Raw genomic sequence first — 15,109 nt, forward strand, 5'->3', positions numbered from 1 at the left:
GGTGCGTCGCGTCCCGCCCCCGGGCACCGCCGCACGCCGTCACACCCGCAGCAGCTTCTTGATGATCTTTCCCGCGGGGTTGCGCGGCACCTGCTCGATGAACTCCACGCGTCGCGGGCGCTTGTAGGGCGCGAGCAGTCCCGCGACATGCGCCAGCAGTTCCGCCGGGCCCGTGTCCGTGTCCGGCTCCACGACGACGTACGCCAGAGGAACCTCGCCGTAGTCCTCGTCGGGCATGCCGACGACCGCGGTGTCGCGCACCGCCGGGTGTGTCATCAGGGCGCGCTCGATCTCCGACGGGTACACGTTCTGGCCCGCGCGGATGATGACGTCCTTCGTGCGGTCCACGAGGCTGATGCGGCCCTCCTCGTCCACGAAGCCCAGGTCGCCCGTCCTGATCCAGCCGTCGAGGGTGATGTCGCGGGTGGCCTCCGGGTCGTTCCAGTAGCCCCGCATGATCCCCGGCCCGCGCACGATGATCTCGCCGATGGCGCCGCGCGGCAGCTCCCGGCCGCCCTCGTCCACCGCGCGGGCGGACATGCCCGGGACGACCCTCCCGCACGGGATGCGAGCGGTGACGTCGCCGGGGGCGGGGTGCTCGTCCGGGCCGAGGGTGACGAACGGGCCGCCGACCTCGGTCATGCCGTACACCTGCCGGAAGCCGCAGCCGAGCCGCTGGACGGCGTCGGCGTACACGTCGGGCGGCATCGGAGCGGCGCCGTACAGGATCTCCCGCAGGGAGGACAGCTCGGTGCCGCGGAACGCCTTGGCCTGCAACATGAAGCGCAGCATCTGCGGCACCATCCACATGTGCGTGGCACGGTGCCGTTCCACCGCGGCGAGCGCCCGCTGCGGGGTGAAGCCGGGCATCAGCACCACCGTGGCGCCGGCCGCCATGTAGGTCAGGGACACGACCATGCTGCCGTGGTAGAGCGGGCAGCAGTTGACCATGACGATGTCGTCGGTGGGCCGCGCCACGGCCAGCCAGCCCAGGGCGATGGCCCGGAACGATCCGCTGTCGACGGTGACACCCTTGGCCTGCCCGGTGGTCGCCGAGGTGTGCAGCACGGCGATCGGGTCGGTGTCGGCCACGACGGGCAGGTCCCGCTCGCCGGACAGGGTGCCCAGCGCCTCGAAGGCGGGCTTGTCGAAGGCCATCCGGATCCGCACGGAATTCGGCAGCTCGGTGTGCCGGTCCAGCAGTTCCGACTCGCCGAGGAGGGCCACCGCCCCGACGCGTTCGACGATGCCGGTGACCTCGGGCACGGCCAGGCTGTGGTTCAGCGGCACGAACAGCGCGCCGAGCCGGGCGAGCGCGAAGTAGCTCTCCAGGACCTCGACCCGGTCCTTGGAGAGCACGGCGACCCGGTCACCGCGTGCGATGCCCAGGTCGGCCAGCCCGCGTGCCAGTTCGGCCGTACGGGCGTGGAACTCGGCCCAGGTGACGCTGCGTCGCTCGTCCACCAGCGCCGTCCGGCCGGGGAAGCACTGGCGGTTGCGCTCCAGCAGCTGTGTCAGCCACATCACGCACCGCCGGTGGCACCGGCGACGGAGTGCTCGGCGACGAAGCGCTCGTAGTCGGCGATCGTGCGCAGCTTCTCCATGTCCTCCGCGGTGATCTCCACGCCGAGCCGCTGCTCGACGAGCAGGACGAGACGCACCAGGTCTCCGGAATCGATGCCGCTGGCGGCGAGGTCGACGTCGTCGCCCATCGTGTCCGCGTACTCGGTCGTGCCGGTGAGTTCGACCAGCAACTCCCTGATGGTGCTCATGGCTTCCCCTTTCGCTCCGGCGTGCCGGCCGCCGTGCGGATCTCGACTGTCACCTCCTCAGGAGGCGGAATCGGCCGGTCGCACTCCCCGGACCGGCTGGTGAGCTTTGTCACGTGCCCGAACGGCGAACGGCAGGGATAGCGGGGGCCCGTGTCCGGCCTCTTACCGCAACGAAGAGACGTGTTCCGGCACGGAGGAGACGTGTTCCGGCACGAGGGAGAAGGAGTGATGCGAGTGCCCAGGCAGCCGGTACCGGCCCGGGCCGCGGGAAGGCGCCCGGTGCGCCGCGTCGCCGTGGCGCACGCCGCTCGTGCGGGCGGTGCCGCGTGAGCGCACAGGCCACGGCTGCCGTGCCCGCGGACCGGACTGCCGCCCCTACCGACCACACTGCCTCGCCCGCCGGCCAGGACGAGTTCCTCGCGCACTTCGACGCGCTGATCGCCCAGGGCGAGACGATCGAACCGCGCGACTGGATGCCCGACGGATACCGCCGCATGCTGATCCGTCAGATCGCCCAGCACGCCCACTCCGAGATCATCGGCATGCAGCCGGAGGGCGCCTGGCTCACCCGTGCCCCCTCCCTGCACCGCAAGTCGGTCCTCATCGCCAAGGTCCAGGACGAGGCGGGCCACGGCCTGTACCTGTACTCGGCGGCCGAGACGCTGGGCGTGGACCGCGCCGACCTGCTGGACGCCCTGCACCGGGGACAGCAGCGCGCCTCGGCCACGTTCAACCACCCCGCGCTCACCTGGGCCGACACCGGGGCCATCGCGTGGCTGACGGACGGCGCCGCCGTCATCAACCAGGCACCCCTGTGCCGCACCTCGTACGGGCCGTACGCCAGGGCGATGCGCCGCGTCTGCCAGGAGGAGGCCTTCCACGTACGGCAGGGCTACGACCTGATGCGCGCCCTGTGCGAAGGGACGCCGGAGCAGAAGGAGATGGCGCAGGACGCGGTGGACCGCTGGTGGCTGCCGGCCGTGGCGCTCATGTTCGGGCCGCCCGACACCGAGGCGGGCGGTGCCGACGCGCGGACGGCCGCACTGGGCGCCGCGGTCTCCCGCCGCGCGATGGCCTGGGGCATCAAGCGCCACACCAACGACGAGCTGCGCCAGCGCTTCGTCGACCAGTGCGTCCCGCAGGCCGAACGCCTCGGCCTGACCCTGCCCGACCCGGCGATCCGCTGGAACGAGGAGCGTGGCCACTACGACTTCACCCCCATCGACTGGGACACCTACCGCGAGGCACTGGGCGACGACACCCACTGGGCGCGGCAGCGGATCGCGCACCGCAGGGCCGCGCACGACGACGGAGCGTGGGTGCGGGAGGCGGCCGCCGCGTACGCCGCCCGTGCGGCCGCGGGCGCCCCGCCGGCCGGAGCGGCCGCCGGGGAACGGACGGAGAGCGGCGGCACGGACGGGGCGCGGTCCGGCGTGACCACCCCGCAGTGGACGGAGGAGCACGCATGAGCCGCGACCGGGAGGGCGCACCGGCGTCCTGGGAGGTCTTCCTGCGGGCCCGTCGAGGTCTGGCCCATCAGCACGCGGGGTCGGTGCGCGCGGTCGACCCGGACACGGCACTGGCGCTGGCCCGCGACCTGTACGCACGCCGCGGTGATCCGCTGTCGCTGTGGGTCGTCCGCTCGGACGCCGTGCACACGGCCTCCCCGGACGAACGCGACCCGTACTTCGCCGGTGCCCGCCACAAGCCCTACCGCTACCCCGAGCACTTCGCGCCGCTGACCGAGAAAGGGCCTGACGGTGACCACGCCGAGTGACACCCGGACGGACGCCACCGCGGCCGGTGCGGTTCCGTCGGCGACCGCGGCCGACGACACGTCCCCCGCCCCCGGTGTCCTTGCCGACACCGGACCCGCCCGCCCGGCCGATGCCGATCTCGCCGTACATCTGCTGCGCCTCGGCGACGACGCCCTCGTCCTCGGGCAGCGCCTGTGTCAGTGGATCACACGCGCGCCGACCATCGAGGAGGACCTGGCGCTGTCCAACATCGCCCTGGACCTGATCGGTCACGCCCGCACCCTGCTCACCCGCAGCGGACAGCTCGACGGGACCGGCCGGACCGAGGACGACCTCGCGTTCACCCGCTCGGACCGCCAGTTCACCAACGCCCTGCTCACGGAGCTGCCCAACGAGGACTTCGCGGTGACCGTGGCCCGGCAACTGGCCTACACGCACTACGCGGTCCTCCACTATGAGGCACTGGCGGGCTGTGCCGACGCCGAACTGGCCGCCTTCGGGGCCCGCGCCGCCAAGGAGGTCGCCTTCCACCGGCTGCACGCGGACCGCTGGACCCGCCAGCTGGGACGCGGCACCGAGGAGAGCGCCCGCCGCATGCGGCGTGGCCTGGAGCGCGTATGGCCCTACACCGACGAACTGTTCGACGAGGACGACGTGGTGCGGCGGCTGGCCGCCTGCGGCACGGTTCCCTCACCGGCGCCCCTGCGCGCGGAGTGGGAACGGCGCGTCACCGGCGTCGTCACCGAAGCGGGGCTCACCGTGCCCACGGTCTCCTGGTCGGCCAGGGGTGGCCGCCGCGGCCTGCACACCGAGCGGTTCGGCCCGCTGATCGCCGAACTCCAGTCGGTGCGCCGCCAGTTCCCCGGAGGCACCTGGTGAACGGCCCGGCACCGGCCATGGCCCCCTGCCCCGTCCACGAGGTGCGGGAGCGGGTGGAGGCGATCCCGGACCCGGAGCTGCCGGTGATCGGCCTGGGCGACCTCGGTGTGGTGGGCGCGGTCGCCCCGGACGCCGACGGGGTCCTGGAGGTGGAGATCACCCCCACGTATCTGGGCTGCCCCGCACTGCCCGCGATCACCGCCGCGGTACGGGACGTCCTGACCGCCTGCGGTCACCCCGACGGCCGCGTACGGCAGGTCCTGTCCCCGCCCTGGACGACGGACCGCATCACCCCCGAGGGACGCCGAAAGCTCGCCGCCAACGGCATCGCCCCGCCCGTGTCCCCGGCCCCCGGAGGACCGGTCCCGGTCGAGCTGGGCGGGGTGCCCTGCCCGCACTGCGGTTCGCGGGCCACCCGACCGCACAGTGACTTCGGGCCGTCCCGTTGCCAGTCGGTGCTGTGGTGCACGGCGTGCCGTGAGCCCTTCCCCCACCTGACCGCGCTGTGAGGCAGACCGTGAACACCGCCACCCCGTCCACCGTCCTCCGTGAGGTGCTCGTCGACCGGGACCTCGGCACGCGCCCGCGCACCGGCTGGCATCGCCTGGAGGTCACCGAGGTGCGGCGGCTGACCGACGACGCCGTGGCCGTCGGCCTGGAGGTGCCCGACGCCCTGCGCGAGGTCTTCGCGCACCGGCCCGGCCAGCACGTCGTCGTCCGGCATCACCGTGCCGACGGCGAACTGCGTCGCAGCTATTCGGTCTGCCCGCCGCCGCACGACCCCCAGGCGCTCCGCCTGGTGATCAAACGGGGCGGACCCGACGGCTTCGGTGCCCACGCCACCAGCCGCCTCGCGCCCGGTGACCGTCTCGAACTCTCCCCGCCCACGGGCGCCTTCGCCCTGCCGGACCTGCCGGGCGCCCACCACGTCCTGCTCGCGGGCGGCTCCGGCATCACCCCGCTGGCCGCCATGGCCGCCCACGCGCTGCGCCGGGACCCGGCCTGCCGCGTCTCCCTCGTCCACTCGGTCCCCACCGCCGCGGACGCCCTGCTGGCCGACGAACTCGCGGAACTCAAGGACGCGTTCCTCGACCGGTTCACCGTCCTGTACGTCCTGACCCGCGAGGACCGCGGCCACGGGGAGGGCCCGCTCAGCGGGCGGCTCGACGCCGGAAGCCTGCCCCGTCTGCTTGCCGCGGTGGACGCCCGCCCCGGCCCGGACACCGCGTTCGCCCTGTGCGGTCCGCCCGGCCTGGCCGACACCGCGCGGCAGGCCCTGAGGGACCGGGGCACCGATCCGGCGCTGGTCCGCTCGGAGCTGTTCACGGTGGCGGGACCGGCGGAAGGGGTACCGGAGACGGCCGAACCGGCCCCGGCCGGGCAGACCCGTGTCACCGCCCGCCTCGACGGCCGCCACCGCGCCGCCACGTTCCTGCCGAGGGACACGGCGATCCTCGACGCGCTGCTGCGGGCGCACCCCGACGTGCCCTACGCCTGCCGCGAGGGGGTGTGCGGCAGCTGCCGCGCGAAGGTCCTGTCCGGCCGGGTGGCGGCGGAGGGGCAGTACGCCCTGGACGAGGACGACCGTGCCGCCGGCTACACGCTCGTGTGCCGGGCACGACCGAGCACCCCCGAGGTCGCCCTCGACTTCGACGCATGACCGCACCGGCGAGCACCCCGCCGTACCACCACCGAACGAAGGAGTACCGCGTTGACCACCACCGCCCGCCACGAGGGGAAGACCGCCCTGGTCACCGGAGGCAGCCGGGGCATCGGCAGGGCCATCAGCCACCGGCTCGCCCGTGAGGGCGCGCTGGTCGCGGTCCACTACGGCCACGACCTGGCCGCCGCCGAACGGACGGTCAAGGAGATCGAGGCCGACGGCGGCCGCGCCTTCCCCGTCCACGCCGAACTCGGAGTGCCCGGCGACGCCGACACCCTGTGGTCGGCCTTCGACCAGGCCCTGGCCGGGCAGGACGCGCCGGCCGGACTGGACATCCTCGTCAACAACGCCGGCATCACCGTCCCGCGCCCCATCGCCCAGGTGACGGAGGCCGACTTCGACCGGGTCTTCGCGATCAACGCCAAAGCGCCGTTCTTCATCATCCAGCGCGGCCTGGAGCGGCTGCGCGACGGCGGCAGGATCGTGAACATCTCCTCCGTGGCGACCCGCGTCGCCTTCCCGGCGATCGTCTCGTACACCATGACCAAGGCCGCCCTCGACTACCTCACCCTCTCCCTGGCCCAGGAACTGGGCCCCCGGGGCATCACGGTGAACACCGTGGCGCCCGGCTACACCGAGACGGAGATCAACCCCACCCTCAGCATCCCGGAGGTCCGCCGCAGGTACTCCGAGGCCTCCGTGTTCAGCCGGCTCGGCGACCCGGTGGACATCGCCGACGTCGTCTCCTTCGTCGCGAGCGAGGACGCCCGCTGGGTGACCGGTCAGTGGCTCGACGCCTCCGGCGGCGTTCACCTCGGCGTGTGACACCACGGGCCGGTTTCACCTCGGCGTGTGACACCACGGGCCGGCGTCCTGCCCCCACGCGGGCGTCCGGCTCGCCGGCCGTCCGTCTTCCTGGCCCTCCGTCGGCCGCCCCCTAGGAGTTGCGATGAACAACAGCACGTCCGCGCTCGCCGAACCGACGACGGACGACTCCCTGACCCGGCCCTTCACGGGCGCGAGCCCCTACGACGCGTACGTCCACGCGTCCGTCCTCAACTCGTTGCAGCACCCGCTCACGGAAGCCCCGGACGAGATGGGCTTCCTCGTCACCACCCAGGTGATGGAGCTGTGGTTCACGCTGATCGTGCACGAGTGGCGCACGGCACACGTGGCCTTCGCCAAGGACGAGCTGGGCGCGGCCATGGACGCGCTGGTGCGCAGCCGCCGCGCGCTGACCGCGCTCAACGGCGCCTGGGCGCCCATCGCCGCGCTCACCCCCGCCCAGTTCAACGGTTTCCGGGCCGCGTTCGGCCAGGCGTCGGGCTTCCAGTCGGCGATGTACCGGCACATGGAGTTCCTCCTCGGCGACAAGTCGGCCGGGATGCTGCGCGCCCACCGGGGCGATCCGGCCGTCCACGAGGCGCTCGCGGAGACCTACCGGGAGCCGTCCCTGTACGACGAGGTGCTGGCGTTCCTGTACCGGCAGGGCCTGCCCGTGCCGTGCGGCGTCCGCGAACGCGATGTCACCAGCCCGTACACCTCCGACCCCGGAGTGGTGGAGGTGTGGCGGCACATCTACGCCGGCCCGCGGCACCACCCCCACCTCGCGCTGGGTGAACTGCTCACGGACATCGCCGAGCTGGTCACCCGCTGGCGGTTCGAACACGTCCTGGTGGTGCGCCGTGCCATGGGCTCCAAGCCGGGCAGCGCGGGCTCCGCCGGCCTGGCGTGGCTGGAGAAGCGCGCGGCCCGCCCGGTCTTCCCCGAACTCTGGGAGGTGCGCGGTGAGGTCTAGGGCCATCTCCGCCTTCGCGGCCGAGGAGGAGAGGCGGGTGCTGAGCCTGAAGCCGGTGCTGGCGCCGGCGCACGGCCGCTACGGGGACCACCCGCACCAGTCCTACGACGCCTGGCCGTCCGACGACCCCGACGCGCCGCTGGTGATCCTGCTGCACGGCGGTTACTGGCGCTACGACCGGATGCATCTGACCCCCTTCGCGGCCTACCTCTCGCAGCGGGGCTTCGACGTCCTGCTTCCCGGCTTCCGCCGCTCCGGCGGCGCGGGCGGCTACCCCGAGACCTTCGACGACGTCGCCCGGATCGTGGACACCCTGCCGCAGGGACGGCCCTACGTCCTGGCGGGCCACTGCTCCGGCGGCCACCTGGCACTGTGGTGCGCCGCCCGCGGGCTGCTGCCCCCCGGCTCGCGCTGGCACACCCGCACGCTGCCCACGAGCGTGCTCGCCCTCGCACCGATCACCGACCTCACCGCCACCCGGCGCGACGACCTCAGCGACGGCGCGGCCTTGCAACTCCTGGGCGGGAAGGACGCGTTCGACCGGCGACTGCCCGAGGTCGACCCGCTGACCCTGCTGCGCGAGGCCGGCACGACCGGGGTGCCCACCGTGCTGCTGCACGGGGCCGTCGACGAGGAGGTCCCGCTCACGCAGTTCAGCGACTACGCGGCCGTCCACCACGACCTGCGGACCGTCGTCCTGCCCGGCACCGGCCACTACACCCTCATCGAGCCCGGAGCATCCGGCGCCCGCACGGTCGCCGAGACCCTGCGGGAGATGGCGGCCGACTTCGGCCCGCGGCGATCCGGCCGGACGGCCGAGGAGGCCACTCACCGATGACCACCGCACTCCCGGCACCGACCGCCCTGCGTGAGCGGGCCGCACAGCTCGACGCCGACGACCCCCTGGCCCCGCTCCGTGAGCGGTTCCTGCTCCCGCCGGACGTCGTCTACCTCGACGGCAACTCCCTCGGCCCGCTGCCCGCCGCCGTGCCGCCGGTCCTGTCCGACGTGGTGACGCGCCAGTGGGGGAGCGACCTGATCGGCTCCTGGAACGCCAACGGCTGGTGGGAGGCGCCCCTGCGGGTGGGTGACGCCGTCGGCGCGCTCATCGGGGCCGCGCCGGGGCAGACGGTCGCGGGCGACTCCACCAGCGTGCAGCTGTTCACGGCGCTGGAGGCCGCCGCCACGCTCCGCCCGGACCGGACCCTGCTGGTCACCGACCCCGGTCACTTCCCGACCGACCGCTACCTGGCGGACGCGGTCGCCCGCCGCCGGGGTCTCGAAGTACGCCGGGTCTCCCCGGCCGGGCTGCCGGAGTTCCTCGACACCGAGGGCGCCCGGGTCGCGGTCGTCAGCTACTCGCCCGTCGACTTCCGCACCGGCGAGCTGTACGACATGCGGGCGCTGACCCGGGCCGCGCACGAGGCGGGTGCTCTCGCGCTGTGGGACCTGTGCCACGCGGCCGGAGCGCTGCCCCTCGACGTCGACGTCCTCGGTGTGGACCTGGCCGTGGGCTGCGGCTACAAGTTCCTCTCCGGCGGCCCCGGCGCCCCCGCCTTCCTGTACGTGGCACGCCGTCACCACGCGTCGCTGGAGACGCCGCTGCCCGGCTGGACCGGCCACGCCGATCCGTTCGGCCTGGGCCGGGACTACACGCCCGCCCCGGGCATCGCCCGCGCCCGCATCGGCACCCCGCCGATCCTGTCCCTGCTCGCCCTCGAAGCGGCCCTCACCGCCTTCGACGGCGTCGACATGACCCAGGTCCGCGACAAGAGCCTGTCGTTGACGGGCTTCTTCCTGCGCTGCGCGGAGGAACTCCTGACGCCTGAGGGCTTCACCCCCGTCACACCGGCCGACCCCGGCCGCCGCGGCAGCCAGGTCACCCTGCGCCACCCCCACGCGCAGGGACTGACCGTCGCCCTCGCCCAGCGCGGGGTGATCGCCGACATGCGCGCGCCCGACCTGCTGCGGTTCGGCGTCAACGCCCTCTGCACCAGCCATCAGGACGTGTTCACGGCCGCGCTGCGGCTGCGGGACATCGCACACGAGGACGCCTACGACCCGACGCCGCCGGCCGCAGGGCCGGTCACCTGAGGACTCCGGCCGCCACCGCGCCGGCCGCCACCGCGCCGCAGGGCACGGCGGGCGGCCCGGTCACCGCGCGGACGGGCAGGACCGGCCGCCCGGTGTCAGGCCGCGGGCCGTGCCCGCGGGCATGACGCGCTGTGTGCGGCGGGACGCGTACACCGCTCACCTGCAAAATTGTCAGGAACGGGATGCTCGCAGGCGGCGTATCGTGCGTCAGCCGCGTGTCCTTCCGCGGACTCAAGGACGCGCGGGTCTGAGCCCCGTCGGCTCGACGACCGGGCGGGGCGCGGCTCGGCCACGGCCCGCTCCGCCACGGCACCGTCCCGACTCCGAGCGAAAGTCCCGGTCCGACTGATCGGAAGGAGGGATCGGGGGTACACGGGCCCGCATGGCACCGAAGAACGATCACCCCAAGCTCCTGCGGGCCGTGCGGCAGATGCGCCGGATCCGAACCTTCTACGCGCTGGGTGTCCTGCTCTGGGGGGCGACAGCCGCCTGGGGAGGCTGGCGGGATCCCGGGAGCCGGCAGGTGTGGGTGTCCGTGCTCCTGCTGGTCGTCTTCACCGCCCTGCTGTCCGCGACATCCCTGTGGCTGCGCCGTCACCGGTCGGACGGTGCCGGCCAGGTCGCTCACCACGCGGCTCCGCGCAGGACGGCCGTCCGCCGCCACGCGAGCGCCTGACCCGCGGCACCCCAGGCGGCCGGGAAGCCGCGCTCCCCGGCCCGGGAGCCGCACAGACCCACCCGCGTTCCTCGGCCCCACCACCGGCACCGTGCGGCTCGGGCCTCCCGACCGCGCCGACCCCCGTGTGAGCGGACCCCGCCGAGAGGCACCGCGGGGGAGCCCTGTTCCCCTCGCCTGTCTGGGATCGCGTGTCTCGCAGGCATCGCATCCCTGACGCGGACGGAGATCCCGCCCGCGGAAAACCGCCACGCCGTGGTGTGGGCGGAGCGGGCGGGCTTGCCTCACCGCCGCCGTGCGCTCGCCGGGTAAGCCGCCTCCCCGGGCTCCGGCCCCGACGCCTGGGGCGACACCGGCCGGGATCGTCCTGGCCGGTGCCCAGGCTCGCCCGGATGCCGAGGGCGATGCCGGTGTGCCGGCGCCCGGTGGCGGCTTCACCAGCGTGCTCATCCGCTCTCCGCTCCGCCCTGGCCGCCGTCAGCGGGCTCGGCCCTCGTCCGTCCCGGCCGGGGAGGAGACGCGGCGGCCCGGCATGCGGTCGCCGAAGATCTTGGCCAGGGTGCGCGTCCGGTACAGCACCACCTGGGTGATGATCTGCAGCGCGATCCAGGACACGGCGTACAGGGCGCCGTCCACGGCGGGCACGGTGTCGACGGGCAGGGTGTACGCGAGAATCACGCGCAGCAGTGCGTCGACCAGCAGACCCACGCCCCACAGGACCGTCAGCCCGCGCCAGACTCGCCGGAAGGCCGGGTCCGTCTCCCACAGCTTCTCCAGTGCCGTCGTCCGCCCGGGCAGCAGCGTGCGCAGAGCCTGATATGTGAACGGCCGTCCGGTGTACAGCGTCACCAGCAGCCACACGCCGGCGAGTGCCGTGAACAGACCGTTGCGCGCCAGCGCGATGCGCGGGTCTGATGTCATCAGTGACCCCACGGCACTCACCAGGAGCAGGGCCAGGGTGAAGACCCCGATGGTGTCCAGCCTCCGGTGGCGGACCGCGGAGTGCAGGGTGTGCAGCGCGGGCGCGGAGCCGCTCAACAGCAGAGCGGTGATCTCACCCGCTCCGGCGGCGCGCAGCACGTAGTAGAGCCCGACCGGCAGCACGATGTCGCACAGCACGGTGATGACGAAGCCCCAGCGGGAGGAGGGGCGCCCCTCGGCTGCCGGCGCCACGGGCGGACCGGACGGCCCGGACGGCCCGGACGGAGAGTCGGCGGGGGAGGTACGGGGGCCGGAGCGGGGTGCGGGGGGAGTCATGAACGTGCTCCTGCGGATCGGCCGCGGTCGGGCGGGTCGGCGTGGAGGGTTACGCGGGCCTGGTGCAGCGGTCGAACATCGCGACCAACTCCTGTGTGACGTAGTGGAGTTGATCAGGCGAACTGCACATGTGATGGCGCAGCACGTTGTCCAGGGCACCGCGCACGGCCAGGGCCATGGTCGGGCAGTCGAAGGAGCCGAACTCGCCCGCGGTACGCCCCTGTTCCAGCAGCTCGACGAGCCTGTCCACCGACGTGACGCTGTCCCGGACATCGTCCAGCCCGGCGATCTGCCCGTCCCGGACCAGACGGGCGATCTCCATGAGCGCTCGCGCCTCCAGAGGGTGACGGGCGATGAAGTCGGAACAGGCCCTGATGTACGCGCTCAGTCTGCCGCGGTGGGTCGACTCGTCGGCGATGCGGGCGGCCGTGAATTCCCCCGCCCGGCCGACGACGGTGCCGGCCACCTCCGCGAACAGTTCCGGCTTTCCGGAGAAGTGGTAGGAGATCATCCCCGTACTGCTGAGTTTCGCCTGCCGCGAGATCCTGCTGAACGACGCCTTCGCGTAGCCGCTTTCGGCGAGAGTCTCGATAGCCGCCTGGACTATCTGCGCTCGCCGTGCTTTCTGTGTGAATGTGCGAGTCTTCGCCTTAGCTACGTTGGCCATCATGATCTCAAATTAACATGATCGGATTCGAGTAATTCCCCTGACTTTCCAGCTTTCTTGGCCCTTTGTTCACTCGACCGCGACACAGCGCGCCGTGGCACGCACGGCATCCACCAGTTCCATCGCCGCGACCGCCTCCGCACGGACACCGCTCTCCGCCGCCCCGGCCCCACCCGCCCGCACCTGCCGCGCGAACGCCTCCAGCAACAGCTGTAGTTGGTCGGCGGCGGGCAGCAGGAGGCGCTCCTCACGATCCTGTTCCTCCAGGACCACCAGAGGCTGGTGAGCCGGCGGCGGGGTGAAGGCCCGTGTCACGGTGACCCGGGCCCGGTCCCCCCACACCGTGTAGCTCGACGCGTAGGCGTGCTCGAACCCGAAGGACAGTTCGGCCAGCACACCGGACGGTGACACCAGCAGCACCTGTCCGGACAGGTCGAGCCCGTCCTCGGCGCGGACCCGTAGGGTCGCCCCCGCCACCTCCAGGCCCGGTCCCAGCAGCAGCGAGGCGGCCCGGAGGGGGTACACGCCGACGTCCAGCAGCGCGCCGCCGCCCAGCCGGGCGTCGTAGCGGATGTCGTCCTTGGACAGCGGGGGAACGCAGAACGCCGCCCGGAAGGAGGCCGGTCGGCCGAGGCGGCCCGTGTCCATCAGGTCCCGGACGTGGGCGTGCTGCGGATGGTGCGGGAACATGAAGTTCTCCCGCAGCACCAGACCCCGCTCCGCGGCCAGCGCGCACAGTGCCCGCGCCTCCGCCGCGTCCACGCCGACCGGCTTCTCCACCAGCACGTGCTTGCCCGCCCTCAGCGCCTGCTCGGCGAAGCGGCGGTGCAGGCCGGTCGGCGTCGAGATGTACACCGCGTCGATGTCGGGCCGGTCCAGCAACGCGGCGGCGTCCGTTTCGGCGGCGCACCCGAAACGCTCCGCGAAGCGTCGGGATCTGGCCTCCGAGCGGCCGGCGACGGCCGTCAGCCGCAGCTCCGGCGTACGGACCACCGTGGGCAGTACCCGGCGCCAGGCGATCGACGACGTCCCCAGCGCACCCAGGCGGACCGGGCGCTCCTCGGCCCCCGTCACAGCGACCTCCACGCGGCGATCAGCGTGCGGGCCTGGACGTTGAGGTGGTGGCCGTAGCGCAGCAGCTCGTCCACCTGCCGCAGGGAGACCCAGCGGAACTCGTCGGACACCACCGGCAGTTCGTCGTCGGTCTCGACGATGATGTAGTGGTTCTCGCCGTGCAGGAAGCGTCCGCCCTCCTCCGACAGTCTCACGTCGTAGACGGCGTCGGCGCGGCGGGCCAGCACCTCGTCCAGATAGGCCGGCTGGAGGTCGGACGGCAGGTGCGCGTAGTTCTCCGGCGCGCACTGCAGAGTGGGGCCGAGCTCCACCACCGACACGAACCCGGGTTCGGCGCGAGCTCGCAGCAGCGCGTGCGGCACGCCCCGCAGCCGCCGTACGAACAGGGCCGCCAGGCCCGTGCCGTGCGGCTTCAGCAGGGGCTGGGCCCAGGCCCGTACCTCTCGTCGGGCCGAGGAGACGTCCACCGCCACGATGCTGAAGTGCTGGCCGCGCTCATGGGACACCTCGGTGTCGCCCATGCTCCAGCCACCGGTCTTCGCCAGCCCGATCGCGGTGACCCGTACCTCGTGCTCGGCCCGTCGGCGGGTGATCCAGCTGCGGATGTCGGCGTCCGGGTGCACCGCCTCCACCGCTTGCGCCTGCCAGTCCGGCAGACAGGACAGCACGGTGCGCGCGTCCATGTTCACGAGGTTCTCCTCGCGCAGGAGCGCGTTCACCTGCCCCAGCGTCAGCCAGGCGAAGTCCTCGCCGGCCTCGACGTCCGGGCCCACCGTGATGATCATGTTGCGGTTGCGCTTGCGCAGGAACCAGGAACCCTGCTCCGACTGCAGCACGTCGGCCACCACGGAACCCGGCTCGGGAGTGCGGAAGCGCTCGAGATACGGAATCCCCGAACCCCCGTGGACGCGCATGTAGTTGCTCTTCGTCGCCTGGACGGTCGGCGACAGCTGCACCCCGTTGACGTTTCCGGGTTCCGACTTGGCCTGCATCAGCAGATGCGGTATGCCGTCGAAGTCACGCAGCGCGATGCCGAGAATGCCGATCTCCGGCTGGTTGATGATCGGCTGCTCCCAGACCGGCACCGGGCCGAAATCCGAGGCGACTCGCAGCCCGTGCACCGAGAAGAAGCGCCCGCTGCGGTGCCGCAGGTCACCGGTGAGTTCGTCGAAAGTCCACCCGTCCAGTTCCGCGAACGGGATCCGCTCCACCCGCTGCGCCTGCGCCCGGCGCCGGTCCGCGAGCCAGGCCGCCAGGTCGGCGCCGCTCAGGACGCCGCCGTCGACGGCCGCCGCGGACGCGGCCAGGCCCGCCGCGGTGGGTGTCTCCGCGGAATGCGACGGCACCAGCGTGGTCGTCGGTGTCATGAGTACGACCTTCTCTCGATCAAGGCGTTCGGCCATACGTACGGTTCACCGGCCGGAGCGCCGTTGGTCGCACCTCCGCGCCGAAAGGACGGCATCCGCTCCGAA

16 protein-coding genes and 1 pseudogene are annotated in these 15,109 nt (G+C 72.9%); 10 read left to right on the forward strand and 7 right to left on the reverse strand.

Annotated features, from left to right (window positions below; genetic code table 11):
• Positions 1 to 39 precede the first annotated feature (39 nt).
• Complete coding sequence (locus tag QQS16_RS38775; RefSeq protein ID WP_286068125.1) at positions 40 to 1,524, reverse strand: class I adenylate-forming enzyme family protein; 1,485 nt, start codon at positions 1,522 to 1,524, stop codon at positions 40 to 42.
• Entirely contained in the window at positions 1,524 to 1,772 is a 249-nt protein-coding gene (locus QQS16_RS38780; RefSeq protein WP_286067283.1) for an acyl carrier protein, read from the reverse strand. Before QQS16_RS38780 ends, QQS16_RS38775 begins: the two co-directional genes overlap by 1 nt.
• Positions 1,773 to 2,245: 473 nt before the next feature.
• Here QQS16_RS38780 and paaA point away from each other — a divergent pair, with 473 nt between their 5' ends.
• The 10 genes from paaA to QQS16_RS38830 all read left to right on the forward strand — a co-directional run bounded on the left by paaA (position 2,246) and on the right by QQS16_RS38830 (position 10,639).
• Positions 2,246 to 3,241, forward strand: a complete 996-nt coding sequence (paaA, locus tag QQS16_RS38785) for a 1,2-phenylacetyl-CoA epoxidase subunit PaaA (protein WP_502963991.1) — start codon at positions 2,246 to 2,248, stop codon at positions 3,239 to 3,241.
• Positions 3,238 to 3,549, forward strand: coding sequence for a 1,2-phenylacetyl-CoA epoxidase subunit B (locus QQS16_RS38790; RefSeq protein WP_286067284.1), 312 nt, complete (start codon positions 3,238 to 3,240; stop codon positions 3,547 to 3,549). Before paaA ends, QQS16_RS38790 begins: the two co-directional genes overlap by 4 nt.
• A gap of 130 nt (positions 3,550 to 3,679) precedes the next feature.
• Entirely contained in the window at positions 3,680 to 4,408 is a 729-nt protein-coding gene (gene paaC, locus QQS16_RS38795; protein ID WP_286068127.1) for a 1,2-phenylacetyl-CoA epoxidase subunit PaaC, read from the forward strand.
• Positions 4,409 to 4,425: 17 nt separating this feature from the next.
• The gene (gene paaD / locus QQS16_RS38800) at positions 4,426 to 4,917 is read left to right on the forward strand and encodes a 1,2-phenylacetyl-CoA epoxidase subunit PaaD (protein WP_286068128.1); all 492 of its coding nucleotides are present in this window, start codon (positions 4,426 to 4,428) and stop codon (positions 4,915 to 4,917) included.
• A gap of 8 nt (positions 4,918 to 4,925) precedes the next feature.
• A complete protein-coding gene (locus tag QQS16_RS38805; protein ID WP_286067285.1) occupies positions 4,926 to 6,068 on the forward strand; it encodes a 2Fe-2S iron-sulfur cluster-binding protein in 1,143 nt (380 codons plus the stop codon).
• 51 nt (positions 6,069 to 6,119) lie between these two features.
• Positions 6,120 to 6,896, forward strand: a complete 777-nt coding sequence (locus QQS16_RS38810; RefSeq protein ID WP_286067286.1) for an SDR family oxidoreductase — start codon at positions 6,120 to 6,122, stop codon at positions 6,894 to 6,896.
• Between the two features lie 124 nt (positions 6,897 to 7,020).
• A complete protein-coding gene (locus QQS16_RS38815; protein ID WP_286067287.1) occupies positions 7,021 to 7,869 on the forward strand; it encodes a tryptophan 2,3-dioxygenase in 849 nt (282 codons plus the stop codon).
• Positions 7,859 to 8,707 carry an alpha/beta hydrolase family protein gene (locus QQS16_RS38820; RefSeq protein ID WP_286067289.1) on the forward strand — a complete coding sequence of 283 codons (849 nt, stop codon included), beginning with the start codon at positions 7,859 to 7,861 and terminating at the stop codon, positions 8,705 to 8,707. Before QQS16_RS38815 ends, QQS16_RS38820 begins: the two co-directional genes overlap by 11 nt.
• Positions 8,704 to 9,963 carry a kynureninase gene (locus QQS16_RS38825; protein WP_286067290.1) on the forward strand — a complete coding sequence of 420 codons (1,260 nt, stop codon included), beginning with the start codon at positions 8,704 to 8,706 and terminating at the stop codon, positions 9,961 to 9,963. Before QQS16_RS38820 ends, QQS16_RS38825 begins: the two co-directional genes overlap by 4 nt.
• Before the next feature lie 382 nt (positions 9,964 to 10,345).
• Positions 10,346 to 10,639 (forward strand): hypothetical protein, encoded by a 294-nt coding sequence (locus QQS16_RS38830; protein WP_286067291.1) that lies wholly within the window; start codon positions 10,346 to 10,348, stop codon positions 10,637 to 10,639.
• A 477-nt stretch (positions 10,640 to 11,116) separates the two neighbouring features.
• Here QQS16_RS38830 and QQS16_RS38835 read toward each other — a convergent pair whose 3' ends face one another.
• The 5 genes and pseudogenes from QQS16_RS38835 to QQS16_RS38850 form a co-directional block, all read right to left on the reverse strand.
• Positions 11,117 to 11,812, reverse strand: coding sequence for a VC0807 family protein (locus QQS16_RS38835; RefSeq protein WP_286067292.1), 696 nt, complete (start codon positions 11,810 to 11,812; stop codon positions 11,117 to 11,119).
• Positions 11,813 to 11,945: 133 nt separating this feature from the next.
• On the reverse strand, positions 11,946 to 12,407 hold the full coding sequence (locus tag QQS16_RS38840) for a TetR/AcrR family transcriptional regulator (RefSeq protein WP_502964003.1): 462 nt from the start codon (positions 12,405 to 12,407) through the stop codon (positions 11,946 to 11,948).
• Positions 12,408 to 12,419: 12 nt separating this feature from the next.
• Positions 12,420 to 12,566 (reverse strand): annotated as a pseudogene (locus tag QQS16_RS44105) (hypothetical protein); the annotation flags it as partial.
• A gap of 66 nt (positions 12,567 to 12,632) precedes the next feature.
• Complete coding sequence (locus QQS16_RS38845; protein ID WP_286067293.1) at positions 12,633 to 13,649, reverse strand: Gfo/Idh/MocA family protein; 1,017 nt, start codon at positions 13,647 to 13,649, stop codon at positions 12,633 to 12,635.
• Complete coding sequence (locus tag QQS16_RS38850) at positions 13,634 to 15,004, reverse strand: NDP-hexose 2,3-dehydratase family protein (RefSeq protein ID WP_286067294.1); 1,371 nt, start codon at positions 15,002 to 15,004, stop codon at positions 13,634 to 13,636. The genes QQS16_RS38845 and QQS16_RS38850 overlap by 16 nt, the downstream gene beginning before the upstream one ends.
• Positions 15,005 to 15,109: the final 105 nt, after the last annotated feature.

It is taken from the genome of Streptomyces sp. ALI-76-A, assembly GCF_030287445.1.
GTDB lineage: Bacteria > Actinomycetota > Actinomycetes > Streptomycetales > Streptomycetaceae > Streptomyces.

Excerpts from the sequence above, each read along its gene's own strand:
- QQS16_RS38775 (WP_286068125.1), bottom strand. The coding sequence starts at position 1,524 with ATGTGGCTGACACAGCTGCTGGAGCGCAACCGCCAGTGCTTCCCCGGC.
- QQS16_RS38780 (WP_286067283.1), bottom strand. The coding sequence starts at position 1,772 with ATGAGCACCATCAGGGAGTTGCTGGTCGAACTCACCGGCACGACCGAG.
- paaA (WP_502963991.1), top strand. The coding sequence starts at position 2,246 with ATGCCCGACGGATACCGCCGCATGCTGATCCGTCAGATCGCCCAGCAC.
- QQS16_RS38790 (WP_286067284.1), top strand. The coding sequence starts at position 3,238 with ATGAGCCGCGACCGGGAGGGCGCACCGGCGTCCTGGGAGGTCTTCCTG.
- paaD (WP_286068128.1), top strand. The coding sequence starts at position 4,426 with ATGGCCCCCTGCCCCGTCCACGAGGTGCGGGAGCGGGTGGAGGCGATC.
- QQS16_RS38815 (WP_286067287.1), top strand. The coding sequence starts at position 7,021 with ATGAACAACAGCACGTCCGCGCTCGCCGAACCGACGACGGACGACTCC.
- QQS16_RS38825 (WP_286067290.1), top strand. The coding sequence starts at position 8,704 with ATGACCACCGCACTCCCGGCACCGACCGCCCTGCGTGAGCGGGCCGCA.
- QQS16_RS38830 (WP_286067291.1), top strand. The coding sequence starts at position 10,346 with ATGGCACCGAAGAACGATCACCCCAAGCTCCTGCGGGCCGTGCGGCAG.
- QQS16_RS38840 (WP_502964003.1), bottom strand. The coding sequence starts at position 12,407 with ATGATCTCCTACCACTTCTCCGGAAAGCCGGAACTGTTCGCGGAGGTG.
- QQS16_RS38850 (WP_286067294.1), bottom strand. The coding sequence starts at position 15,004 with ATGACACCGACGACCACGCTGGTGCCGTCGCATTCCGCGGAGACACCC.